Genomic DNA, 24879 nt, shown 5'->3' on the forward strand with positions numbered 1-24879 from the left:
GTTGTCGATGACAAACATGTGTTGGACTCATTGATCGCCCGTCGCCGAGGCTAGGCGCATGAGACCTCACATGAACGGCGGGCTGCTCCTGCTCATGTCGACGGCGACCGGGCTGGCGGTCGCGGGCAACTACTTCGCCCAGCCGCTGCTCGACCTGATCGGCCGGGAGCTGAGGGTCGGGCCCTCGCTGGCGGCGCTGGTGGTGACGGCCGCGCAGAGCGGATACGCGCTGGGGCTGATCCTGCTGGTGCCGCTCGGCGACCTGGTGGAGCGGCGGCGGCTGGCGGTGGCGCTCTACGCGGCGACCGCCGTCCTGCTGCTGGTGTCGGCCACCGCCGCCAACGGCATGGTGCTCCTGGCCAGTACGGCGCTGACCGCGCTGACCTCGGTGGGAGCGCAGGTGGTGGTGCCGTTCGCGGCGACGCTGGCCGACCCGGCCGAGCGCGGCCGGGTGGTCGGCACGGTGATGACCGGGCTGATGCTCGGCCTGTTGCTGGCGCGGACCGCGTCCGGAGCCCTGTCGGAGCTGGGCGGCTGGCGGACGGTCTACTGGGTGCACGCGGTCCTGATGGCGCTGATGGCCGTCCTGCTGCGGGTCTTCCTGCCCCGGCTCGGCGGCGACGACCGGCACCTGTCCTACCTGGGGCTGCTGCGCTCGACGGTCGCGATGTTCCGGCATGAGCCGCTGCTGCGATGGCGGTCAGGCATCGGCGCGTTGAGCCTGGCTTCGTTCAGCGTGCTGTGGACGGCGCTGACCTTCCTGCTGGCGGGATCGCCGTACGGCTGGCCGGAGCCGGCCATCGGCCTGTTCGGCCTGGTCGGTGTCGTGGGCGCGCTGACCGCCACGGTGGCGGGGCGGCTGGCCGACCGCGGGCACGTCCAGATCGTGACCGGCGGCGGGACGGTCCTGCTGCTGGCGTCCTGGGCGGCGCTCGCGGCGGGGGCACGCTCGCTGGTCTGGCTGCTCGCCGGCGTGATCGTGCTGGACCTGGCGCATCAGGCGGTGCTCAACAGCAGCCAGAACGTCCTCTACGCGCTCCGGCCCGAGGCCCGCAACCGGATCAACTCCGCCTTCATGACCTCCCTGTTCCTGGGCGGCGCGGTGGGCTCCGCGCTGACCTCGGTGATCTGGGTCAACGGCGGCTGGACCGGCGTGTGCGTCCTGGGCGCCACCCTCTCGGCCGGGACCGTCGCACTCTGGGGCCTGGAGCGCGTCACCGTCAACCGGGCGGAACGGCAGCCCCTGGTCCGCATCCCCGTCACCACCACCAAAGGAGAATGAGCATGTCACGCACCGTGCTGATCACCGGAGCCACCGGAACCGTGTCCACCGCACTGATGAAGGCTCTGGACGGAGCCGACGTGGACCTCCGCGCTCTCGTTCGCGAAGAGTCCAGAGCGGACGGCCTCCGCGCCGAGGTCTTCGTCGGTGACCTCGATGACGCCCGGTCGCTGCCGCCCGCCTTCAAGGGGGTGCGGGACGTGTGGCTGCTCACCCCGAACGGCCCGCGCGCTCCGGAGCACAACATGAACGCCGTATGGGCCGCACGGCAGGCCGGTGTGGAGCGCATCGTGCGCCTGTCCGTCGTCGGCGCGGCACACGACGCGCCGAACCGCAGCGGCAGACTGCACGCGCTGTCCGACCGGGAGACCGAACGGTGCGGCATGCGCTGGACGATCCTGCGCCCCCACTGGTTCATGCAGAACCTGCTGAACGAGGCGGGCGACATCGCCACCACCGGCACGTTCTCGCTCAACCTGGCCGCGGCGCGGATCGGCATGATCGACGTCCGCGACATCGCCGAGTGCGCCGCCCGCGTGCTCCTCGACGACCCGGACCGCCACCACGGCCGGACGTACACCCTCACCGGGCCTCGCTCGCTGACCTTCGACGAGGTCGCCCGCCAGCTGAGTCTGGCTCTCGGCAGATCCATCACGTACCTGCCGGTCAGTGATGACGCCAAGCGCGAGACGCTGCTCGGCCACGGCGTCCCGGCCTGGATCGCCGACATGCTCGAGGAGTACGCGCGGGCGTACGCCTCCGGCTGGGGCGACCTCACCACCGACACGGTCGCCGACCTTCTCGGCCACCCCCCGCGCGACCTCGCCGACTTCGCCCGCGACCACGCCGCGGCCTTCCTCCCATAAATATGACGTTACGCTAAGATGTCAGGACAAAGTCTTGACGTCGGCTGCATCGGCAAGGCAGGCTGCATATCATCGCCGACCATCTTGACCTGGGGCGGAGCCGGGCGATCCGTTGAGGCCCGTACCGCTTTCCGAGATCGAAGGGATCGAGCAGCAGCGATGGCGCAGTCATACGACCTGGTGTCCATGGGCCGGTGCGGGGTGGACATCTACCCGCTCGACCACGGCGTCGGCCTGGAGGACGTGGAGCGGTTCGCCAAGTTCCTCGGCGGCAGCGCGACCAACGTCGCGGTGGCCGCGGCCCGGCACGGGCGCCGCGCGGCGATCGTCACGCGGACCGGGCGCGACCCGTTCGGCCGCTTCGTCCGGCGGGCGCTGCGCGGCTTCGGCGTCGACGACGCCTTCGCCGGTGAGGTCGACGGGCCGCCGACCCCGGTGACGTTCTGCGAGATCTTCCCCCCGGACCATTTCCCGCTGTACTTCTACCGCTATCCGATCGCGCCCGACCTGCTGATCGAGCCGGAGGAGGTTCCGTTCGACGCCGTACGCGAGGCCGGGGTCTTCTGGGCCACCATCACGGGGCTGTCGCAGGAGCCGTCGCGCTCGGCGCACTTCGCCGCCTGGCGGGCCCGTGGCCGCCGCGCGCACACCGTGCTCGATCTCGACTACCGGCCGATGTTCTGGCCGGACCCGGGTGAGGCGAGCGCGCAGGTGAGCCAGGCCCTGGAGCACGTCACGGTGGCGGTCGGCAACCGGGAGGAGTGCGAGGTCGCGGTCGGGGAGGCCGACCCGCGGCGGGCGGCGGACGCCCTGCTGGAGCGGGGCGTGGAGCTGGCGATCGTGAAGCAGGGACCCAAGGGGGTGCTCGCCGCGACCGCGGACGAGCGCGTCGAGGTGCCGCCGTTCCCGGTGACGGTCGTCAACGGGCTCGGCGCCGGCGACGCTTTCGGCGGCGCGCTCGTCCACGGCCTGCTGTCCGGCTGGGACCTGACCCGCATCCTGCGCTTCGCGAACGTGGCAGGCGCCATCGTCGCCGGCCGGCTTGAATGCGCCGACGCGATGCCGACGGCGGCCGAGGTCGAGACGGTACTGCTCAAGGGCGCCATGCCGAACAGTGGAGAGGACGCACGATGACGACCCGGACGCCGAGTCGCCCCGGCATCGCCGACCTGACCGAGATCCGGGTACGCGAGCCGCACCGGATCGCCGCCGGCTGGGCCGCCCGCCGGCGGCGCGACCTGGTGGGCGCGGACGGCAGGCTGCTCATCGTGGCCGCCGACCACCCGGCCCGCGGCGCGCTCGGCGTACGCGGGGACGCCAGGGCGATGGCCTCGCGCAGCGACCTGCTGGAACGCCTGACGACGGCGCTGGCGCGCCCCGGTGTCGACGGCGTGCTCGGCACCCCCGACATCCTGGACGACCTGCTGCTGCTGGGGGCGCTGGAGGACAAGGTCGCGATCGGCTCGATGAACCGGGGCGGCCTGCAGGGCGCGGTCTTCGAGCTGGACGACCGCTTCACCGCCTACACCGCGGGGGAGATCGTCGCCCGCGGCCTGGAAGGCGGCAAGATGCTCACCCGGATCTGCCTCGACGACCCCGGCACGGCCGCCACGCTGGAGGCCAGTGGCCGGGCGGTCACCGCGCTGGGCGCGCACGGCGTCATGGCAATGGTGGAGCCGTTCCTGTCGGTCCGCCGCGAGGGCAGGGTGCACAACCTGCTCGACCCCGACTCGACCATCACCTCCGTCCACATCGCCGCCGGGCTCGGCGCCACCAGCCGGCACACCTGGCTGAAGCTGCCCGTGGTCGAGGAGCTGGAGCGGGTCATGGACGCCACGACCCTGCCGACCCTGCTGCTGGGCGGCGACCCCGGTGGCCACCCCGACGAGACCTACGCCCGGTGGGGGAGAGCCCTGCGGCTGCCCGCCGTGCGGGGACTGGTCGTGGGAAGGGCGCTGCTGTTCCCGCCCGACGGTGACGTGGCCGCGGCGGTGGACCTCGCCGCGGGGCTCGTACACGGAGACGGGTCATGAACGACAACGAACGCTGGGTCCGGACGTACGGCACGGCCGCCGACGGGCCCTTCCAGGTGTCGATCACCGACGCCGTGCCCGGATGGGCCCACACGAGCCTGCGCGTGGCCGCACTGGCGCCGTTCGAGCGGGTGGAGCTGGACACCGGGGACAGCGAGGTCATCGTGGTGCCCTTGCGGGGCGGCGTTGACGTCACGGTCGCCGACCACGCGGGACAGCACCACAAGGCCCCGCTGGCCGGACGCGAGAGCGTGTTCGCCGGGCCCACCGACGTCGCCTACGTTCCCAGAGGCGCCGCCCTCACGGTGACCGCCGGCGAGCGTCCGGCGAAGATCGCGCTCTGCGGGGCGAAGGCCGCCAAACTGACCGAACCGCTGCCGTTCCGGCACCTGGCCGCGGCCGACGTCCCCGTCGAGCACCGCGGCGCCGGCCCGGCCGCGCGCCAGGTGCGTAACTTCGGGATCCCGCAGGTGCTCGACGCCGACTCGATCATCGCCTGCGAGGTGATCACGCCCGCCGGCAACTGGAGCTCCTACCCGCCGCACAAGCACGACGAGGAGCGCGCCGGCCTGGAGACCGAGCTGGAGGAGATCTACTACTTCGAGGTCCAGGCCCGGCCGGACGCCCCCGGCGGCGCGGACCCCGTCGGCTACCAGCGCGTGTACGGCACCGCCGAACGCCCCATCGACGTCCTGGCCGAGGTCCGTACCGGCGACGTCGTCCTCGTCCCGTACGGATGGCACGGCCCCGCGATGGCCCCGCCCGGCTACGACCTGTACTACCTCAACGTGATGGCCGGCCCCGGCGCCACCCGGGCCTGGCTCATCTGCGACGACCCCGCCCACGCCTGGATCCGAGGAGGACTCCGATGACCGGCACGATCCGCCTGACCGTCAGCCAGGCCGTCGTGCGCTTCCTGGCCGTCCAGTGGAGCGAGCGCGACGGGCGGCGGCAGAAGCTGTTCGCCGGGTGCTTCGGCATCTTCGGCCACGGCAACGTCGCCGGGCTCGGCCAGGCGCTGCTGCAGGACGAGCTCGCCGACGACCCCACGAGCCGCCTCGCCGACGATGACCCGGACCGCCTCGCCGGCGACCACCCGGACCGCCTGCCGTACGTGCTGGCCCGCAACGAGCAGGCGATGGTGCACACGGCCGTGGCCTACGCCCGCCAGAAGGATCGCCTCCAGACCTGGGTCTGCACGGCGTCCGTCGGCCCCGGCTCGACCAACATGCTCACCGGGGCGGCGCTGGCCACCATCAACCGGCTGCCGGTGCTGCTGCTGCCCTCGGGCACGTTCGCGACGCGGGTGGCGGGGCCGGTGCTGCAGGAGCTGGAGGCGCCGTACGCGGCGGACGTCACCGTCAACGACGCCTTCCGCCCGCTGTCGCGCTTCTTCGACCGGGTCAACCGGCCCGAGCAACTGCCCTCGGCGCTGCTCGGCGCCATGCGGGTGCTGACCGACCCGGTGGAGACGGGGGCGGTGACGATCGTGCTGCCGCAGGACGTGCAGGCGGAGGCGTTCGACTGGCCGGTGGAGCTCTTCGCCCCCCGGGTCTGGCGGGTGGGCCGGCCGCTGCCGGAGGCCGCCGACATCGCCGAGGCCGCGGCGCTGATCTCGGCGGCCCGGCGGCCGTTCGTCGTGGCGGGCGGCGGGGTGCACTACTCCGGCGCCGAGGAGGCCCTGCGCGCGTTCTGCGAGGCGACCGGCATCCCGGTGGGCGAGAGTCAGGCCGGCAAGGGCGCGCTGCCGCACGGCCACCCGCAGGCGATGGGCGCCGTCGGCTCGACGGGCACCACCGCCGCCAACGCGCTGGCGGGGGAGGCCGACCTGGTGATCGGGATCGGCACCCGCTACAGCGATTTCACCACCGCCTCCCGCACCGCCTTCCAGGATCCGGGCGTGCGCTTCGTCAACCTCAACGTCGCGCGCTTCGATGCCGGCAAGCTGGCCGGCCTGTCGGTCGTGGCCGACGCCCGCGAGGCCCTGACCGCGCTCACCCGGGCGCTGGCCGGCCACCAGGTGGACCCGGCCTACCGGGAACGGCAGGCCCGGCTGTGGCGCGAGTGGGACGCCAAGGTGGAGGCGGCCTACAACCCGCCCCCGGAGGTCACCGGCGCGCTCGCCGACGGCGTGCTCACCCAGGGCACCGTGCTCGGCCGCGTCAACGAGCTGTCCGACCCCGCGGACGTGGTGGTGTGCGCGGCCGGCTCCATGCCCGGCGACCTGCACAAACTGTGGCGGGTACGCGACCGCAAGGCCTACCACGTCGAGTACGGCTACTCCTGCATGGGCTACGAGATCCCGGGCGGCCTCGGCGTCCGGCTGGCGGACCCCGGCCGGGACGTCTTCGTCATGGTCGGCGATGGCTCGTACCTGATGATGCCGACCGAGCTCGTCACCGCCGTCCAGGAACGCATCAAGATCATCGTCGTCCTGGTCCAGAACCACGGCTTCCACTCCATCGGCTCGCTGTCGGAGGAGCTCGGCTCGCAGCGCTTCGGCACCAGCTACCGCTTCCGCGACGCGGTCACCGGCCGGCTGGCGGGCGACCGGCTGCCGGTCGACCTGGCTGCCAGCGCCCGCAGCTTCGGTGCCACCGTCATCGAGGTACGCGACCGGCAGGAGCTCGAACAGGCGATCAAGGACGCCAAGGCAGCCCCGGCGGACGGCGGCCCCGTCGTCATCCACGTCGAGACCGACCCGATGGTGCACGCCCCGGACAGCGCGTCCTGGTGGGACGTCCCGGTCAGCCAGGTCAGCGAGCTCGGCACCACCCGCCGCGCCTACGAGCGCTACACGACGCACAAGGCCGCGCAGCGCCCGTTCATGGGCCCCCACGTGGCCCCGACACCCCGCGACCCGGAAGGACCAGGACGTTGACCACCCGCATCACCCACCTCATAGGCGGCCGTCCCTGGGAGGGCACCTCCGAGCGCGCCGGCGACGTGCACAACCCCGCGACCGGCGCCCGCACCGGCCGCGTCGACCTGGCCTCCGCCGATCTCGTCGGCCAGGCCGTCGCCACGGCCAAGGCGGCCTGGACCGGCTGGGCCGGCACCTCGCTGGCCAGGCGCGCCCAGGTGCTGTTCGCCTTCCGCGAGCTGCTGAACGCGCGCAAGCACGAGATCGCCGCGCTGATCACCGCCGAGCACGGCAAGGTGCTCGACGACGCGCTCGGCGAGGTCACCCGGGGGCTGGAGGTCGCCGAGTTCGCGTGCGGCATCCCGCACCTGCTCAAGGGCGGGTTCAGCGAGAACGTCTCCACCCGGGTCGACGTCTACTCCATCCGGCAGCCGGTCGGTGTCGTGGCCGTGATCTCGCCGTTCAACTTCCCCGCGATGGTGCCGCTGTGGTTCGTCCCGATCGCCATCGCCTGCGGCAACGCGGTGATACTCAAGCCCTCCGAAAAGGACCCCTCGGCGGCGGTCGCCATGGCCCGCCTGTGGACCGAGGCCGGCTTGCCCGACGGGGTCATGAACGTCGTGCACGGCGACAAGGAGGCCGTGGACGCGCTGCTCACCCATCCCGACGTACGGGCCGTCTCGTTCGTCGGCTCCACCCCGATCGCCCGGTACGTCTACGAGACCGGCACCGCGCACGGCAAGCGGGTGCAGGCCCTCGGCGGCGCCAAGAACCACATGCTCGTCCTGCCCGACGCCGACCTCGATCTCACCGCCGACGCCGCCGTCAACGCCGGCTTCGGATCGGCCGGCGAACGCTGCATGGCGATCTCGGCGCTCGTCGCGGTCGACACCATCGCCGACGCGCTCGTCGAGAAGATCAAGGACCGGATGCGCAAGCTACGCACCGGCGATGGCACCCGGGGCTGCGACATGGGCCCGCTGGTCACCGGCCAGCACCGCGACAAGGTGGCCGGGTACGTCGAGGCCGGGCTCGCGGAGGGGGCGAGCCTGGTCGTCGACGGCCGGGACGGCGACTTCGACGGCGACGAGGACGGCTTCTGGCTCGGGCCCACCCTGTTCGACGACGTCACCCCCGGCATGTCCATCTACCGCGACGAGATCTTCGGCCCGGTGCTGTCCGTCGTCCGGGTGAAGTCCTACGACGAGGGCCTGGCCCTCATCAACGCCAACCCGTACGGCAACGGCACGGCCATCTTCACCAACGACGGCGGGGCGGCCCGGCGCTTCCAGAACGAGGTGGAGGTCGGCATGGTGGGCATCAACGTGCCGATCCCGGTGCCGGTGTCGCACTACTCCTTCGGCGGCTGGAAGAACAGCCTGTTCGGGGACACGCACGCGCACGGCACGGAAGGCGTGCATTTCTTCACCCGTGGCAAGGTCGTCACCTCCCGCTGGCTCGACCCTTCGCACGGCGGCCTCAATCTCGGTTTCCCGCAGAACGACTGATCGGCTCCTTGCGAAAAGTCATTAAATGGTAAATTCGAATTCGCGGATTATCGCGGTGAAAGGCCGGTGCTGCCGCGGACGATGAGACGTGTGGGAAGCAGGATCTCGCGGCGTTCCTGATGTACGCCGTCCAGCCGGTCCGTGGCCGCCTGGACGGCGAGCCGGGCCTGCTCCAGCGTTAACTGGCTCACGGTCGTGAGGGCCATGCGGGGGTGCCGCGCCATGAGGCTGTCGTCGAAGCCGGTCACCGACATGTCGGCCGGCACCCTGAGGCCACCGCTCTCCAGGGCCTCGATCAGCCCCAGTGCCGTGCGGTCGTTGAACGCGACGACGGCGGTGACTCCCGCGCCGGAGTCGAGGTGCCGCAGCGCCTCCGCCCCGTGGCGCTCGGTGAGCCCTCCGGGCAGGACGACGGCCTCGAGCCCGTGGCGTAGCACGGCCGCCTGGTAGGCCTCCCGCCGGACGGCGGAGATGGGCCCAGGACCGCCGTCGACGTGCGCGATGCGGCGGTGGCCGAGCGCGACCAGGTGATCGACCACGTCGGAGATGCCCTGCTGGTCGTCGGCGCGGACCACGTCCACGCCCGGCAGGTTGAGCGGGCGCCCCACGCAGACCGTCGGGACGTCCTCGACGAGCGCGGCCAGCTCGGCCTCGGGCATCGTCGGCCCCAGCAGCAGGAGCGCCTCGCACCGGAAGTCGATGAGCGTCTCGATGGCGCGCCGCTCGTCGTGGGTGGCGGTCATGGCCCCCAGCACGGTCTCGTAGCCCGCGGCGTCGACCGTCGACTGGATCTCCTCGGCGAGCTCCCCCTGGTAGACGTTGCTGGGCTGGATGGTCACGCCGATGAGCCGCGTCCGCTTTTTGGCGAGGAGCGTGGCGTTCCGGTCCTTGCGATATCCCAGGCGCTCGGCGACGGCCAGGACGCGCTTGGTCGTGGCGGCGCTCGGTCCCGCCGAGCCGCTGAGCACCTTGGAGACCAGGCCTTTGGAGACGCCCGCGGCGGCGGCGACATCGAGAATCGTGGGCCGGCGGCGCGGTGCCGGAGCAGTGGGGTCGGCCATGCGGTCACCATAATGCCGGAGGGTTTGTCAGCACAAACCCTTGACATATGCCTGTAACAAGTCGCATGCTCGGCGCATTCCTTTAAACCGGTTTCCAAGACCGGCTGCCGGGCGGTTTACGCGACGCGGACGCCCTTATTCAGTTACGCCCATGATCCAAGGAGCTGGCATGCCCAACGACCACATCGGCGTCGCCGTCATCGGTGCCGGGATGGCCGGCAGATCGCACGCCGCCGGCTATCGCGGCGCCACGACGACGTACGACCCGGGTCTGCCCGACGTGCGGCTGGTGGCGATCGCCGACGTGAACGAGCACTTCGCGGAGGAGACCGCGCGCCGGTTCGGGTACACACGGGCGGAGACGTCCTGGCAGGCCGTCGCCGAAGCCCCCGACATCGATGTCGTGAGCGTGGTGGTCGCCAATCATCTGCACCGGGAGGTCGTCGAGGGACTCCTGGCGGCGGGCAAGCACGTCCTGTGCGAGAAGCCTTTCGCGCCGACCGTCGAGGACGCCGAGGCCATGGTCGCCGCGGCCCGGGCCCGGCCGGAGGCGCAGGCGGGAGTCGGCTTCACCTTCCGCCGTTCGCCCGCGATCGCGGCGGTCAAGCGGCTGGTCGACGACGGGTCGACGGGGCGGCCGATCCACTTCAACGGCCACTACTGGTGTGACTACGGCGCCGACCCCTCGGGACCGATGAGCTGGCGGTACAAGGGCGGTCCTGGCTCGGGCGCGCTCGCCGACATCGGCAGCCACCTCGTGGACCTCGCCGAGTTCCTCTGCGGCCCGATCCGGTCCGTCCGGGGGACGACGCTGTCGACGTTCGTCACCGAGCGCGCGCTGCCGCTGGGCGCCGCGGTCGGGCACGCCGCGGCGACCTTGAGCGACGAGCGCGAGCCGGTCGAGAACGAGGACCTGGTCACCTTCACCGCGACCTTCGAATCAGGGGCCACGGCGACCATGTCCGCCTCCCGCGTCGCGCTCGGCCTGGCCAACTCCCTCGGCTTCGAGCTGTTCGCCGAGAACGCCGCGGCGACCTTCGACCTGCTGCGGGCCGGCGAGTTCGGCTACATGGACCGCGCGGTGGAGGGGCCCACCAAGGGCTACCGGCAGGTGGCCGTCGGCCCGGACCATCCCTACCTCACCGGCGGCCTGCCCATGGACTTCCCCGGGGTCGGATACGGGCAGAACGATCTGTTCGTCTTCCAGGCCCGGGCGTTCCTGGAGCAGGTGGCCGGGCTCGACCGGCTGCCCAGGGTGCCCTCCTTCGAGCACGGGCTGCACAACCTCCGGCTCCTCGCCGCCATCACCGAGTCGGCCCGCAACGGCGGCGCCGAAGTCAAGATCTCACAGGAAGAGAACCGATGAAGCTCGGCGCCTACACCGCCTGCCTGCACGACAAACCGCTGCCCGAGGCCCTGGCCATCCTCAAGGGGATGGGCCTGGACAGCGCGGAGATCAACTCCGGCGGGTTCATCCCGGAGCCGCACCTTCCGATCGACGAGCTCTTCGACAGCGAACAGGCCCGCCAGGACTACCTCGGGCTCTTCGCCGAGCAGGGGATCACGCTCACCGCGCTCAACTGCAACGGCAACCCCCTGCACCCGAACCCCGTCGTACGGGACAAGCACGCGAACGACCTCCTGCGGTCGCTGGAACTGGCCGCCCTCCTGGGCGTCAAGCGCGTGGTCGCCATGTCGGGCACGCCGGCCGCCAGCGCCACCGGGACCAACCCGGCCTGGAACGTCCTGCCCTGGGACAGCGCCTACCTCGACGTACGGGACTACCAGTGGAACGAGGTCGCCATCCCGTTCTGGAAGACGGTCCAGTGGCGGGCGGCCCACTTCGACGTCAAGGTGGCGATCGAGATGCACCCGCACAACGTCGTCTACAACCCGGCGACGCTGGAGCGGCTCGCCGAGGCGATCGACGCGACCCACGTCGGCGCCGAGATGGACCCCAGCCACCTGTTCTGGCAGGGCATCGACCCCGTGGAGGCGGTCGGCCACCTCGGCTCGCTGGTGTACAACGCCGCGGCCAAGGACACCAGGATCAACCCGGCGGCTCGGGTGAACGGCGTCCTCGACGACCGATTCGGCCGGGTCCACCCGGACGAGCCCGGCGCCGTCGGCCTCGGCGGGCCGTACACCCTGTCCCGCTGGCCGGAGAACTCCTCCTGGGACTTCGTCGCCGTCGGCCGCGGCCACGACGTCACCTGGTGGAACGCGTTCCTGGGGGCACTGGAGAAGGTGGACCCGGACATGGCCGTGAACATCGAGCACGAGGACCAGGAGCTCGACCAGCTCGAAGGCCTGGCCGCCGCGGCCAAGACCCTGCTCGAGGCCGCAGGCCGATAGACCGTGGAACGCCGAGCGATCCGCGTCGGCACCACCAGGGCCACGTCCCCGACCGCTTCGCGTGAATCGGCGCGACCCGCTGTGAACGCGTGAGCGCGCACCCAGGCCCGCGATCGGCCATCCGACATACCCCCCCGACATACCGCGCGCTCCGACCGAGACATCTGTCACGCCGGCGCATCACACGAAGGAGTACCGCAACCATGGAAGGCACCCGCATCAGGCGGCGTCCACCCGGCTTCCCCGGTCTCGCCGGCCGCCCCAAGAGCCACAGCCGCCTCCCGCTGACGGCGATCGGCCTTGCCGCCGCCCTGGTCCTGACCGCCTGCGCCAGCGGCAAAGCCACCACCGGCGCCACGAGCCAGCCCGCCGCCGGCGCGTCCAGCGCCGCCGCGAACACCGCCGGATCCGGTGGCGGGAAGGTGTCCCTCTTCGTCATCGGCGGCAAGTCCGACGACCCGTTCTGGTCCGCGGTCAAGCGCGGCGCCGACGACGCCGCCAAGGTCGTCAAGGCCAACGGCGGCAACGTGACCTGGCTCGGCCCGCAGAACTACGACAACCTCGGCCCGGACGCCGCCAAGCTCATCCTCAGCGCGAAGAGCCAGGGCGCCACCGCCATCGTCGGCGCCGACTGGGTCCCCGAGGCGCAGAACGAGGCCTTCAAGGCCGCCTCCAGCGGCGGCGTCCCGGTCTTCCTGTTCAACGCCGGTGGCGCCGAGCAGGCGAAGAACGTCGGCGCGCTGACCTACACCGGCTCCGAAGAGCAACTGGCCGGCAAGGCCGGCGGCGAGTTCTTCGCCAAGAACGGCGCCAAGAACGTCCTGTGCGTCAACACCCTTCCCGGCGCCGTGAACACCGAGGCCCGGTGCAAGGGCGTCGCCGAGGGCATGAGCGGCGGCGGCGGCAAGTCCACCCAGTTGCCGCTGCCCTCGTCCAACTTCGGCAACCCGACGGCCGTGACCCAGGCGATCAAGTCGGCCCTGCTCAAGGACGACTCCATCGACGGCGTGGTCACCATCAGCACCGGGGACGCCGACAGCTCGGCCGCCGCCATCGAGCAGGCGGGCGCCGGAGCCAAGATCAAGCTCGGCACGTTCGACATGAACGAGGCCCAGCTCAACCGGATCAAGGCCGGCAAGCAGCTCTTCTGCATCGACCAGCAGCCCTACCTGCAGGGCTACCTCGCCGTGTCACAGGCCTACGCCTACAACGCCTACGGGCTGCTCGTCGCGCAGAACACGCTGCTGACCGGACCCGCCATCATCAACGCCGCCAACGTCGACGCCGCGATCTCCGGTGTCCAAGCCGGCGTCCGCTGATCTTTGAGGTGAAAGAGCAATGACCGTCCAGATCTCCGGCACGGCCCGCCCGGCAGCGGCCGGGACGTCGTCGGGACGTTCCCTGCGCAATCTGACGTACCGGCCGGAGGCCGGCGCCCTCATCGGAACCTTGGGCGTCTTCGTCTTCTTCGCCATCTTCGGCGGCGCCCACTTCCTCGCCGCCGCCGGCACCGCGGCCTGGCTCAACGTCGCCGCCGAACTCGGCATCATCGCCCTCCCGGTCGGCCTGCTCATGATCGCCGGCGAGCTCGACCTGTCGGTCGGCTCCGTGCTCGCGGCGAGCTCGATGACCCTGGCCATCGTCTCGGGCTACTGGGGCGCCCCGATGATCGTCGGCATCGCGCTCGCCCTCGGCGTCGGGGTGACGGCAGGCGCGCTCAACGGGCTCATCGTGACGCGGACCAACGTGCCGTCGTTCGTCGTCACCCTGGCGACCCTGTTCGGGATGGCCGGGCTGACCCTCGGACTGTCCCGCGTGATCACCGGTACGACCAGCGTCGCCCTCAACCCGGACCCAGCGTCGAAGGCGGTCTTCGGCACCCTCATCGCGGGCCAGTTCGAGGTGGCGATCCTGTGGTGGATCGTGGTCGCGCTCGGCGTCGGGTGGATGCTCCAGATGACCAAGTACGGCAACTGGATCCTCGCCGTGGGCGGCGACAAGGAGAGCGCCCGCGCGGCCGGCATCCCGACCAACCGGCTCAAGATCGCGCTGTACACCGGGAGCGGGTTCGGCGCCGCCCTGGTCGGCGTGATCCAGACCATCCTCTACAACGGCGCCCAGGTCGCCAACGGGCAGTCGTTCGTCTTCAACTCCATCATCGCGGTGGTCGTCGGGGGCGTCCTGTTGACCGGCGGCTACGGATCCGTCGTCGGGGTCGTCTTCGGCACACTCACCTTCGCGATCGTCAACCAGGGCATCTACTACACCGGATGGAACTCCGACTGGGCGAGCTTCATCCTCGGCGTCCTCATCCTCTCCGCCGTTCTCATGAACAACACGTTCCGCCGGCTGGCGCTGTCGTACGCGCCGCGTACCGGAAAGAAGGCCTGATCATGACCCAGCCACTCCTTCGCCTCACCGACGTGGGCAAGTCGTTCGTCGGCACGAACGCGCTGGCGGACATCTCCCTGGAGGTGCACGCGGGACAGGTGCTGTGCCTGCTCGGCGACAACGGCGCCGGCAAGTCCACGCTGATCAAGATCCTGTCCGGCTTCCACGCCCCCACGTGCGGCACCATCGAGGTGGACGGGCAGCCCGTCGTCTTCAAGAGCCCGCGCGACGTGAGCGCGTACGGGATCGCCACGGTCCACCAGTTCGGCGGCACCTTCCAGCTCATGAGCGTCGGCCGGTCCTTCTTCGTGGGCGTCGAGCCCACCAAGGGCTGGGGCCCCTTCAAACGCTTCGACAAGCGCCTGGCCGGTGAGATCGCCGTCCGGGAGATGCAGTCCCTCGGCATCACCCGGGTGACCGACGGCAAACGGCTCGTCGGCAGCCTTTCCGGCGGCGAGCGCCAGGCCCTGGCCATCGCCCGGGCCGTCTACTTCGGCGCGAACATCCTCATCCTCGACGAGCCGACCGCCGCGCTCGGCGTCAAGGAGGCCACGCACGTCCTGAGGATCATCATGCAGGCCCGCGCGAAGGGCGTCGCGGTCATCTTCGTCACCCACAACGTCCTGCACGCCATGATGGTCGGCGACCACTTCGCGGTCCTGATCCACGGCCGCAAGGCGGACGACTTCCACAAGGGCGAACGGACCCGCGAACAGATCACGGATCTGATGGCGGGCGGCGAGGCCATGGCGGACCTCGAGGCCGAACTCGCCGAGCTGGAAGCATCGGCGGGGAGCTGACATGAGACTCGCCCTCGACCCGTACATGCTGCGGTCCGTCCCGCTGCTGGAACTCCCCGGCGTCGTGGCCGATCTCGGCTACGCGTACATCGAGCTGTCGCCACGGGACGATTTCCTGCCGTTCTTCCTGCACCCCCGGGCGGACGACGCGAAAGTCCGGGCCTTCAAGCGGGCCCTCGACGCCGCCGGCGTGCAGGTCGCCTCGACGCTGCCGCTCTACCGGTGGTCCGGCCCCGACGAGGACGAGCGCGAGGCCGCCGTCCGCTACTGGAAACGCGCCATCCAGATCACCGTCGACCTGGGCTGCACCGTCATGAACAGCGAGTTCAACGGCCGGCCCGAGCAGGCGAGCCTGTCGGAGGCGAAGTTCTGGCGGTCCATGGACGAACTGCTGCCGATCTTCGAGCGCGAGGGCGTGCGGCTCCGCCTCGAACCGCACCCGGACGACTTCGTCGAGGACGGCAAGATCGCCGCCGACATGGTCCGCGGCATCAACTCGCCGCTCGTGTCGTACCTGTACTGCGCCCCGCACACCTTCCACATGGGCGGCGACATCGCCGGGATCATGCGGTACGCCGGCGACAAGCTCACCCACCTGCACGTCGCCGACTCCTACGACCACACCGGCTCCAGCGGCCTGCGCTACATCACCAACCCGCCCGGCAACCCCGCCCGGGTCCACCAGCACCTCGACATCGGCCAGGGCGAGGTGAACTGGGACGAGTTCTTCGACACCCTCGGCGCCATGGACTTCGCCCGCGTCCCCGACGCGATCATGACCGTCTGCGTCTTCGCCTGGGAGGAACGCGCCCGCGAGTCGAGCGTCTTCATGCGCGAGGAGATCGCCAAGCGCACGGCGGACTGGTGACCACCCCGTGGACCAACCCGCGCGCGCTCGTACTCGCCGGGCGGGGGGTCAGCCGCAGTTGTCCCACTTCTGACGGCCACCACTGGCGACGGCCGGGTCGTGACCGAGCGGCTTGATCGTGCCCCAGAACTTCACGCACCTGCCCTGGGCCCAGTACTTCACCGGGCCGGCGTAGGACTTGAAGTTGCCCTTCTCCCTGCGCACGATCGGGTCCTGCTTCGTGTCCTTGATCGGCTTGGCCATGATGGTGAGCTCGGCGCTGACGGGCGTCCTCGTGCCGACGAAGCTCGACTTGATCGTGACCACGCAGTTGTAACCGTTGCTGCGGTTGTAGAGCAGGTAGACCGTGCCGTACTTGCGGCCGCTCGAGGTCTTCACCGGCTGCGTGCCGCCGGTGATGCGCGCGTAACCGGAGCCGCAGATGCTCTCCGGGCTCGCCGCCGCGGCGGCGTTCGCGGGGATCGCGACGACACCGCTGAGACAGAGTGTCGCCGTGAGGAGGACTGCCTTTGCCGGCATTCGCACCTGATCGTCCTTTCGTAGCTCTTGACCAAAGATCTCGACAAGCATGCCCGAAATTTGGTTATCGGTCCAGTTATTAGGGACGAACAGTGGGTGACCACCGACGGCCGGGCAGACCTGCCGGACGGTCAGGTTCGGCCGCCACAGCCGGTCAGTGGCGCTCGGTGCCGTGCGACTGGCGCTCGACCACGTCGAGCACGCGCTCTTCGGCGTGGCGGCGTGATGTCTCATGCGCCGATCGGTGCGCCATTTCGATGGAACACACGACGGATGGCGGATGATCGGGAGGGGCGCCGACCGTGAGGATGGGCGCCATGGATCCAGAACTGGAAGCCTTCCTCCCGTTGTTCCCCCGGGCCGACCTGACCGACCCGGCCGCCGCGCGCAAGAACCTCGCCGAACTGGCCGGCGCGGCACCGGCGGCGGACACGGCGGGAATGGAGATCGAGGACCGGTTGGTGCCCGCCGATCCGGACGTGGCGGTGCGGATCTATCGCCCGCGCCAGGCCCAGGGCGCCATCGTCTGGCTGCGCGGCGGCGGATTCGTCATGGGCGACCTGGACACCGAGCACCCGTGGGCGTCCCGGCTCGCGGACGGCTCCGGCGCGGTGGTGATCTCGGTGGGCTACCGCCAGGCTCCCGAGCATCGGTTCCCGGCGGCCTTGGACGACGCCTACGCCGTACTGACCTGGACGGCCGAGTACGCCGCCGAGCTCGGCATCGACCCGGCCCGCATCGCGGTCGGCGGTCACAGCGCGGGCGCGGGGCTCGCGGCCGCGATGGCGCTGCGGGCGCGCGATGAGCAGGGCCCGCCGATCCGCTTCCAGCTGCTCAACCAGCCCGAGCTCGACGACCGCCAGGACACCTGGTCGGCACGGAACTTCACCGACACGCCCTGGATGACCCGCGACAAGCTGGCCGCGACATGGCGGCACTATCTGGGCTCCACGCCTGCCACGCAGTACGCCGCCCCGGCACGGGCCACCGACCTGTCCGGCCTGCCGCCCGCCTACATCGCCACCGCGGAGCTCGACCCGCTCCGCGACGAAGGCATGGGCTACGCGATGCGCCTGCTGGAGGCGGGTGTGTCGGTCGAGCTGCACCAATGGCCGGGCACCTTCCACGGGTCGCAGGCGATCCTGTCCGCCGAGGTGTCACAGCGGCAGCTCGCCGAACTCACCGGAGCCCTGCGCCGTGCCCTGGCCGAATGAGGCGAATGAGGCGATCGAGGCCGGCCGGGACGAGATCGACGACGACGGGAAAGCGATGACAACCACTGACCTGAGGGGACCGTCCACCCCGTCTACGGCGGGACAGAGCATGGCAGGGCTGCTGCGCCCCCATCTCGGGAGCTTCGCCGCCGTCATGATCCTGCAGGTCATCGGCGCCGTCGCGGGTCTGGCGCCGCTGCTGGCAGTCGTCGAACTAGGTCGGGCGCTGTTGTCGCCCGGCCCGATCGATCAGGACCATGTCTGGTTCGTCGTGATCGCGGGGGCGGCCGGGTTGTTCGTCCGGCTGCTGTTCACGGCCGCGTCGTCCGGGATCGGACACCTGCTCGACGGTCAGGTGCAACTGTCGTTCCGCCGGCGACTGGCCGCGCGGCTGGGGCGCGTACCGATCGGCTGGTTCTCCCTGCGCCGGACCGGTGAGCTGGCGAAGGTGGTGGGGGAGGACGTGAGCGCCGTGCATCCGTTCATCGCCCACACCCCCGGCGACCTCGCCGCCGCGTTCGTGGTGCCGCTGGTGTCGCTGGTCTACCTGTTCACCGTCGACTGGCGGCTCACGCTGATCACCCTGATACCGGTGGCGCTGGCCGTGGGGCTGGTCCCCCTGATGATGACGCCGGCCCGGCTGCGCGAGCAGGAGGAGTTCGACGCGGCCATGGGCCGGATTTCGAGCTCCGTCGTCGAGTTCGTGCAGGGTATCTCGGTGGTCAAGGCGTTCGGCGGATCCGGGCGCGCCCATCGTAAGTTCCGCACGGCCGCGGATGATTTCGTCGGCATCTTCTACCGGTGGGTGCGTGGCATCTCCGGGATCGCCGCTGGGATGCAGCTGGTGCTGTCGCCGCCGTTCGTGCTGCTGGTCGTGCTGATCGGCGGCGCGGCACTGATCACGGCCGGTGCCATGGCCCCGGCCGACCTGCTGCCCTTCCTGCTGCTGGGGCTGGGCCTGACCGCTCCGGTGGCGGCACTCGGCCACGGGTTCGACGACATGCAGGCCGCCGGGCGCGCGGTCGGACGGATCCGGGACGTGCTCGACGTACCTCCGCTGCCGGAGCCCGCCCACCCGGTCGCGCCGAACGGACACCGGGTGGAACTGCGTGACGTTCGGTTCGGTTACGAAGGCGATCACGAGGTGCTGCGTGGGATCGACCTGGTGCTCGAACCGGGGACGGTCACCGCGATCGTCGGGCCGTCGGGAAGCGGGAAGTCCACGCTGGTTCAGCTGTTGCCGCGATTCTTCGACCCGACCCACGGTTCGGTCGTCCTGGGCGGTGTCGATCTACGCCAGATCGGCAGCCGGGAGCTCTACCGGAACGTGTCCTTCATGCTCCAGGACGTTCGCCTGCTGCGCGCGTCGGTCGCGGACAACATCGCGCTGGCGGTACCGAAGGCCGACTTCGATGACGTGGTGCGCGCCGCCCGGCTGGCCAATATTCATGATCGAATTCTCGAGCTGCCGCGCGGATACGACTCGGTGATCGGTGAAGACGCCGGACTGTCGGGTGGCGAGGCGCAACGGATCTCGCTGGCCCGCGCACTGCTCGCCGCCACGCCCGTACTGGTGCTCGACGAGGCGACCTCCTTCGCCGACCCGCAGACCGAACAGGCGGTGCGCCGGGCCCTGGCGACGCTGGGCAGCGAGCGCACGATTCTGGTCATCGCCCATCGCCTGGAGACGGTCGCCGACGCCGACACCGTCGTGGTGCTGGAGAACGGGTCGATCGTGGAGCGTGGCAGGCCCGCCGAGCTGCTGGCACGGGACGGAAGGTTCGCCGCGTTCTGGCGATCCCACCGATCGGCGATCGCTGACGAGATCGACACCCATGGTGGCGTACCGCAAGGAGACGAAGCCCGATGATTCGAATGCTGCTGCGCGTGCTGGGACACCAGTACGCCCAGCCGGTGCGTCGCACCGTGGCCCTGATGACGGCGACCGCGGTGGTCGAGGGCTTGTCCTACGCACTGCTGGTTCCCGTGCTGCGGGCACTGTTCGGGAGCAGTCCCGGGGACGCGCGGCCCTGGTTGATCGCGTTCGGGGCCGCGGTCGCGGTCTACGCGGTGCTGCGCTACGTCAGCGATCTGTCGGGTTTCCGCGTCGGGACCACGCTGTTGCGCGGTATGTATCACCGGCTCGGCGATCACCTGGCCCGATTGCCGATCGGCTGGTACAGCGCCGGTCGCGTCGGCGAGGTGTCCGTCATGGCCGGTCGTGGTCTCCTGCAGGCGATGAGCGTGATCGCGCACCTGCTGGCACCGTTCATCTCCGCTTGCGTGACGCCGCTGACGATCGTTGCCGTGATGCTCGCCTTCGATGGGCGGTTGGGGCTGGCCGCGTTGGTCGCCGCCCCGATCGTGGCGGCGATCCAGATCTGGACGGGACGCTCGACGGCCGCCGTCGACGCGGAGAGCGCCGAACGCGGCCGGGAGGCCACCGGGCGGGTCATCGAATATCTCCAGGCCCAGCCCGTGCTGCGCGCCGGCGGCCGGAGCGTGGAACGCTTCGGGTTGCTCGACGACTCGCTGCGTGAGGTCCAGCGCGCCTCCCGCCGTTCCACGCTGTCGGTGCTGCCCGGCGTCGTGGGCTTGACGCTCACGGTGCAGGCGATGTTCACCGTGCTGCTGGTCCTGGGCGCCTACCTCGCGCTCGGCGGGAGCCTCGGCGCGGCGGAGGTGCTGGCGATCCTGGTGCTGGCCGCCCGCTGCGCCGATCCGCTGCTGTCGCTGGCGGAGATGGGTGGCAAACTGCGCGGCGCGCGTTCGGAGCTGGCCAGGCTCGACACGGTGTTGCGCACCGACCCGCTGCCGGAACCTCGCGAACCGATCCAGCCGGTACGCCATGACGTGGAGTTCGAGTCCGTGGCCTTCCAGCACGGCGACCGCACGGTGATGCGCGACGTGTCGTTGTCCGTGCCGGCGGGACAGCGGCTCGCCGTCGTCGGACCGTCGGGTGCCGGAAAGAGCACCTTGCTGCAGTTGCTCGCGCGGTTCTACGACGTGGACGCGGGCGCGGTGCGTCTGGGGGGTGTGGACGTACGCGCGATCAGCACCGAGGCGTTGATGGCGCGGCTCGCCATCGTCTTCCAGGACGTCTATCTCTTCGACGGCACGATCGAGGAGAACGTGCGGCTCGGCCGCCCCGACGCCGGCGAGGCCGAGGTGCGGGCGGCGGCGACCGCGGCGCGGCTGGACGAGGTGATCGAGCGACTGCCCGGCGGATGGGCGGCGAACGTCGGTGAGGGCGGCGCGCTGCTGTCGGGTGGTGAGCGCCAGCGTGTCTCGATCGCGCGAGCGCTGCTGAAGGACGCGCCCGTCGTCCTGCTGGACGAGGTGACCTCCGCGCTGGACCCGGTGAACGAGGCGGCGGTCCACGAAGGAATCGAGCGCCTGATGGCGGGCCGGACGGTGGTGATGGTGGCGCACCGGATGCGGACCGTCCAACGCGCCGATCGGGTCGTCTTTCTGGACGGGGGCCGGATCGTCGAGGAAGGCGGCCACGACGAGCTGCTGCGCCGCGGCGGCCGCTACGCCGCTTTCTGGGAGATTTCCATGGCGCCGGCAGCGAAATGAACGAGTCGGCAGGCCGCTTCTGACCCTCGCACATCGACCGCCTCCAGGCTCGCGCCTGAGGGCGGTCGATGGCTCGGCATCGTCGTCGGGCTCAGCGGCGCAGGGTGGTCTCCGTTTCGATCCGTGACAGTTTCTCGGGGTTGCGTACGGCGTAGAGGCCGGTGATGAGGCCGTCGTCGATGCGTACCGCCATGACGGTGTCGACCTCGCCGTCGAGCCGGAGAATCAGCGCCGGGTGGCCGTTGATCTGGGCCGGCTGCAGGGACGTCGCGGCGGAGATCCTGCCCAGCACGTGGGCCACCTGCTCGGCCCCCACGAGAGGCTCCAGCGCGGCCCGCACGACGCCGCCACCGTCGCCCAGAAGGACGACATCCGGCGCGAGCAGGTCGAACAGGCGTTGCAGATCGCCCGTCTCGACCGCCCGCTGGAACGCCTCCAGCGCACCCCGGGTCTCGGCCGGGGACACGACCCCGCGCGGACGACGCGCCGCCACATGCGCCCGCGCCCGGTGCGCGATCTGACGGACCGCCGCCGGACTCTTGCCGACCGCCTCGGCGATCTCGTCATAGGCCAGATCGAACACCTCACGCAGCACGAACACCGCCCGCTCCGTCGGCTGCAGCGTCTCCAGCACCAGCAACATCGCCATCGACACACTCTCGGCCAGCTCGACGTCCTCGGCCACATCAGGCGCGGTCAGCAACGGCTCCGGCAACCACGGCCCGACATAGGACTCCCTACGCCGGCCCAGCGCACGCAACCGGCCGAGCGCCTGCCGCGTGGTGATCCGGACCAGATACGCCCGCTGATCCCGCACCTCACCCAGATCGACCCCCGCCCACCGCAACCACGTCTCCTGCAGCACGTCCTCGGCGTCGGCGGCCGAACCCAGCATCTCGTAGGCGACGGTGAACAACAGATTGCGGTGCGCGACGAACGCCTCCGTGGCGGGATCCGGGCGATCACCCCGACCCAGGTCCCCGGGCGGGGTCTGCGACGTGCCGGCCATGGATGACTCCTGTTCGCTCTCGACTGTGTCACCCACCAGATGCCGGCCACTGCCGTTTTGTGACACCGATCCGGTGGTTTTTCGCTGTGGCGCACGTCACATGGCCGCGCTGTCACAAGGCTCGGGCCGTCGGCATCTTGTGTTCGTTCACTGCAACGGAAGGAACGTCATGAGTTCAGCGCTTGAATCCCTTCGCCGTGACTTCGGTGGCGACATCATCGAACCGGGCGGAGCGGAGTACGAAACAGCCAGCCGCTCGATCTTGGCTTCGGGCAGCCCGGCCTACATTCTGCGGCCCAAGAACGTCGCGGACGTGCGAACAGGTGTCAGATTCGCGGCCGGCACAGGACTTCCGCTGTCCGTGCGAGGCGGCGGCCACAGCTTTGCGGGCTTCGGCACCAACGACGGCGGCGTCGTGATCGACCTCAGCGGGCTCGCGAACGTGGAGATCCTCGACAAGGAGCGTCATCTCGTACGGATCGGCGGCGGCGCCACCTGGGGCCAGGTCGCGGCCGCCCTGGCCCCGCACAGCCTGGCGATCTCCTCGGGCGACACCAGGAGCGTCGGTGTCGGCGGGCTGACGTTGACCGGTGGCATCGGCTGGAAGGTCAGGAAGTACGGCCTGGCCCTGGACAGCGTGGTCGCCGCGGAGCTGGTCACGGCCGACGCGGAGGTCGTACGGGCGAGCGCGAGGGAGAACCCGGAGCTGTTCTGGGCGATTCGCGGCGGTGGCGGGAATTTCGGGATCGTGACCGCCTTCGAGTTCGCCGCACACCCGACGACAGACGTCTTCTACGGCAAGATCGCGTTTCCGGCAGCGGAGGCGGCCACCGTGCTCCAGGGTTGGGCGGACTACCTCCGTACCGCCCCCGAAGAGCTCACCTCCATCGCGAGCTTCGCCAATCCCTTCGCCGGCGGACCCGAAGCGCCGGTCGAGATCCAGATCGCCTTCGACGGCGATGACTCGGAGCTCGCGGCCGAGGCGATCGGCCCGATCCGCCGGCTCGGCACGGTGATCGACGACGACGTCGCGCTGAAGCCCTATGCGGACACGCTCGTGGATGGCGCCACCCCGCCGCCTGGCATCCAACTGGTCACCCGGAGCGCGTTCGTCGACAAGGAGTCGGTGTCCGAGGCCCTGCGGATCCTCACTGAGGCCGGGGCATCGGCGGGGTCGCCGTTCATCGCCGTGCGCAGCGTCGGCGGTGCCGTGTCCCGAGTGCCCGACGACGCCACCGCCTACGCGCACCGCCGGGCGGAGTTGATGTTCGTGACCACCGTCGCGGGTCCGGCGCCGGTCGTCGAGGCCGCTCGTCCTGCTCTGGAAGCGATCTGGGGGAGACTCGCGCCGCACGTCAACGGCGCCTACGCGAACTTCCTCGCCGCTGCCACCGAGGAGGATGTCGCCGCGATCTATCCGACGGAGACCTATGAGCGGCTCGCGGCGGTCAAGCGTCAGTACGACCCCGGCAATCTGTTCGCCGGCAACCACAATGTCCGGCCTCAGTGATCTACAGTGTAAAGGCGCGCGGCGGAGTCGTCAGGGGGCGAGGCTGATGGCGACGGTCGCCGCCACGGTGATCGGTGCGGGGTCGAGGAGGTGCCGGCGGGCCAGCAGGCTGAGGGCACCGTGGAAGCAGCCGTGGACAATCTCGGATCGTTCACCGGTACGCCTTTCAGGCCGGTCACGAGCGGTGCCAGCGCCGCAATTTGTCAGGGTTCAACATGATCCACACCGCGGTGACCTCCGCTCCGGCGACGCTCACGCCGACCACCGCCACGGCCTGGCCCGCCCGGCGCAGCACCAGACCCGTCCGGCCGTTCACAGACGCGACGGCCACCTCGGTGCCGGGCTGGCCGGTCAGCAAGGCCGTGACGAACCGGGCGACCGCGTCCGCGCCGTGGGTCGGGTGGATGGCGGCGCGCAGTTTGCCGCCGGCATCGCTCACGACCATCGCATCCGTGGCCAGGACCGCCCGCAGCGCCGCGGCGTCCCCCGTCTCACAGGCCGCGGCGAACCGGCGCGCGACATGATCATGTCTGACCAGCATCGCCTGGTGCGACCTGGCCTGGCGCTGTGGCGGCCCGAGCCTGTCATCGGCCCGGCCCGTCACCAGGCTGGTGAGAGGCTCGGGCCGGCCGGTTACAGGCGCCGCGGCCGGGGCCGGTTGCGGTACGCCGGCAGGTGCGTGCATCGAGGTGGCAGCGGTGAGCAACTCCAGGCAGACGCCGCCGGCGACGCGCGTCAGCCAGGCGCGCGGCACCGCGATCCGGGCGCGCTCCGCGTCGCCGAGGGCGTACCAGCGGCGGTAGGTCTCTTGCACGATCCGGTCGGCCGTGATCTCCGAGCCGAACATCCACAAGGCGATCTCCAGCAGGTGCTGCCGTTCGTCGAGCATCTCCGCCAGCGTTCCGGCGCTCACCTCGGTCATCTCCTGCCGCCCTGGTAGCCGGGGGAGTACGCCTGCGACCGGCGCGGCGTCGTCCACACGATGTCCTCTGTTCTGTCGGTCTCGACAGCTAAGACCAGA

At 70.7% G+C, this 24879-nt stretch carries 22 protein-coding genes; 17 read left to right on the forward strand and 5 right to left on the reverse strand.

Annotated elements, in window-relative coordinates; genetic code table 11:
- Positions 1-58: 58 nt before the first annotated feature.
- The 7 genes from KME78_RS51250 to KME78_RS51280 all read left to right on the forward strand — a co-directional run bounded on the left by KME78_RS51250 (position 59) and on the right by KME78_RS51280 (position 8552).
- Complete coding sequence (locus tag KME78_RS51250) at positions 59-1282, forward strand: MFS transporter (RefSeq protein WP_219537304.1); 1224 nt, start codon at positions 59-61, stop codon at positions 1280-1282.
- A gap of 2 nt (positions 1283-1284) precedes the next feature.
- Positions 1285-2148, forward strand: a complete 864-nt coding sequence (locus tag KME78_RS51255) for an SDR family oxidoreductase (RefSeq protein WP_219537305.1) — start codon at positions 1285-1287, stop codon at positions 2146-2148.
- A 159-nt stretch (positions 2149-2307) separates the two neighbouring features.
- A complete protein-coding gene (gene iolC / locus KME78_RS51260; protein ID WP_219537306.1) occupies positions 2308-3282 on the forward strand; it encodes a 5-dehydro-2-deoxygluconokinase in 975 nt (324 codons plus the stop codon).
- Entirely contained in the window at positions 3279-4181 is a 903-nt protein-coding gene (locus tag KME78_RS51265) for a Cgl0159 family (beta/alpha)8-fold protein (RefSeq protein ID WP_219537307.1), read from the forward strand. Before iolC ends, KME78_RS51265 begins: the two co-directional genes overlap by 4 nt.
- A complete protein-coding gene (gene iolB / locus KME78_RS51270; RefSeq protein ID WP_219537308.1) occupies positions 4178-5053 on the forward strand; it encodes a 5-deoxy-glucuronate isomerase in 876 nt (291 codons plus the stop codon). The genes KME78_RS51265 and iolB overlap by 4 nt, the downstream gene beginning before the upstream one ends.
- A complete protein-coding gene (gene iolD, locus KME78_RS51275; protein WP_219537309.1) occupies positions 5050-7062 on the forward strand; it encodes a 3D-(3,5/4)-trihydroxycyclohexane-1,2-dione acylhydrolase (decyclizing) in 2013 nt (670 codons plus the stop codon). Before iolB ends, iolD begins: the two co-directional genes overlap by 4 nt.
- Complete coding sequence (locus KME78_RS51280; RefSeq protein ID WP_219537310.1) at positions 7059-8552, forward strand: CoA-acylating methylmalonate-semialdehyde dehydrogenase; 1494 nt, start codon at positions 7059-7061, stop codon at positions 8550-8552. Before iolD ends, KME78_RS51280 begins: the two co-directional genes overlap by 4 nt.
- A gap of 47 nt (positions 8553-8599) precedes the next feature.
- Here the strand turns inward: KME78_RS51280 and KME78_RS51285 are convergent, their stop codons facing one another.
- Positions 8600-9613, reverse strand: coding sequence for a LacI family DNA-binding transcriptional regulator (locus KME78_RS51285; protein WP_219537311.1), 1014 nt, complete (start codon positions 9611-9613; stop codon positions 8600-8602).
- A 169-nt stretch (positions 9614-9782) separates the two neighbouring features.
- Here KME78_RS51285 and KME78_RS51290 point away from each other — a divergent pair, with 169 nt between their 5' ends.
- The 6 genes from KME78_RS51290 (at position 9783) to KME78_RS51315 (ending at position 16027) form a co-directional block, all read left to right on the forward strand.
- Positions 9783-10979 (forward strand): Gfo/Idh/MocA family protein, encoded by a 1197-nt coding sequence (locus KME78_RS51290; RefSeq protein WP_219537312.1) that lies wholly within the window; start codon positions 9783-9785, stop codon positions 10977-10979.
- A complete protein-coding gene (locus KME78_RS51295; RefSeq protein WP_219537313.1) occupies positions 10976-11968 on the forward strand; it encodes a sugar phosphate isomerase/epimerase family protein in 993 nt (330 codons plus the stop codon). The genes KME78_RS51290 and KME78_RS51295 overlap by 4 nt, the downstream gene beginning before the upstream one ends.
- Before the next feature lie 203 nt (positions 11969-12171).
- The gene (locus tag KME78_RS51300; RefSeq protein ID WP_219537314.1) at positions 12172-13287 is read left to right on the forward strand and encodes a sugar ABC transporter substrate-binding protein; all 1116 of its coding nucleotides are present in this window, start codon (positions 12172-12174) and stop codon (positions 13285-13287) included.
- Positions 13288-13306: 19 nt separating this feature from the next.
- Positions 13307-14359: an ABC transporter permease gene (locus KME78_RS51305; protein ID WP_219537315.1), complete on the forward strand. Its 1053-nt coding sequence runs from the start codon at positions 13307-13309 to the stop codon at positions 14357-14359.
- A 2-nt stretch (positions 14360-14361) separates the two neighbouring features.
- Positions 14362-15159 carry an ATP-binding cassette domain-containing protein gene (locus KME78_RS51310; RefSeq protein ID WP_219537316.1) on the forward strand — a complete coding sequence of 266 codons (798 nt, stop codon included), beginning with the start codon at positions 14362-14364 and terminating at the stop codon, positions 15157-15159.
- 1 nt (position 15160) lies between these two features.
- Positions 15161-16027: a sugar phosphate isomerase/epimerase family protein gene (locus KME78_RS51315; protein ID WP_219537317.1), complete on the forward strand. Its 867-nt coding sequence runs from the start codon at positions 15161-15163 to the stop codon at positions 16025-16027.
- 48 nt (positions 16028-16075) lie between these two features.
- On the opposite strand, the gene KME78_RS51320 is transcribed toward KME78_RS51315, so the two are convergent.
- Positions 16076-16552, reverse strand: a complete 477-nt coding sequence (locus tag KME78_RS51320; RefSeq protein WP_219537318.1) for a hypothetical protein — start codon at positions 16550-16552, stop codon at positions 16076-16078.
- 148 nt (positions 16553-16700) lie between these two features.
- Positions 16701-16865, reverse strand: coding sequence for a hypothetical protein (locus tag KME78_RS51325; protein WP_219537319.1), 165 nt, complete (start codon positions 16863-16865; stop codon positions 16701-16703).
- Between KME78_RS51325 and KME78_RS51330 the strand changes: the two genes are divergently transcribed.
- Genes KME78_RS51330 through KME78_RS51340 form a run of 3 tightly spaced genes read left to right on the forward strand, consistent with a single transcriptional unit; the run spans position 16864 to position 21339 of the window.
- A complete protein-coding gene (locus tag KME78_RS51330) occupies positions 16864-17760 on the forward strand; it encodes an alpha/beta hydrolase (protein WP_219537320.1) in 897 nt (298 codons plus the stop codon). The two genes, KME78_RS51325 and KME78_RS51330, sit on opposite strands and share 2 nt — an antisense overlap.
- Complete coding sequence (locus tag KME78_RS51335; RefSeq protein ID WP_308127443.1) at positions 17744-19630, forward strand: ABC transporter ATP-binding protein; 1887 nt, start codon at positions 17744-17746, stop codon at positions 19628-19630. Before KME78_RS51330 ends, KME78_RS51335 begins: the two co-directional genes overlap by 17 nt.
- Entirely contained in the window at positions 19627-21339 is a 1713-nt protein-coding gene (locus tag KME78_RS51340; protein ID WP_219537321.1) for an ABC transporter ATP-binding protein, read from the forward strand. Before KME78_RS51335 ends, KME78_RS51340 begins: the two co-directional genes overlap by 4 nt.
- Before the next feature lie 91 nt (positions 21340-21430).
- Here the strand turns inward: KME78_RS51340 and KME78_RS51345 are convergent, their stop codons facing one another.
- Positions 21431-22348, reverse strand: coding sequence for an RNA polymerase sigma-70 factor (locus tag KME78_RS51345; protein WP_219537322.1), 918 nt, complete (start codon positions 22346-22348; stop codon positions 21431-21433).
- A gap of 169 nt (positions 22349-22517) precedes the next feature.
- On the opposite strand from KME78_RS51345, the gene KME78_RS51350 reads away from it, so the two are divergent.
- Positions 22518-23858 (forward strand): FAD-binding oxidoreductase, encoded by a 1341-nt coding sequence (locus tag KME78_RS51350; protein WP_219537323.1) that lies wholly within the window; start codon positions 22518-22520, stop codon positions 23856-23858.
- Positions 23859-24033: 175 nt separating this feature from the next.
- On the opposite strand, the gene KME78_RS51355 is transcribed toward KME78_RS51350, so the two are convergent.
- Positions 24034-24837, reverse strand: coding sequence for a sigma-70 family RNA polymerase sigma factor family protein (locus tag KME78_RS51355; protein ID WP_219537324.1), 804 nt, complete (start codon positions 24835-24837; stop codon positions 24034-24036).
- Between the last annotated feature and the right edge of the window lie 42 nt (positions 24838-24879).

The sequence above is a fragment of the Nonomuraea guangzhouensis genome (genome assembly GCF_019396345.1).
Lineage (GTDB): Bacteria > Actinomycetota > Actinomycetes > Streptosporangiales > Streptosporangiaceae > Nonomuraea > Nonomuraea guangzhouensis.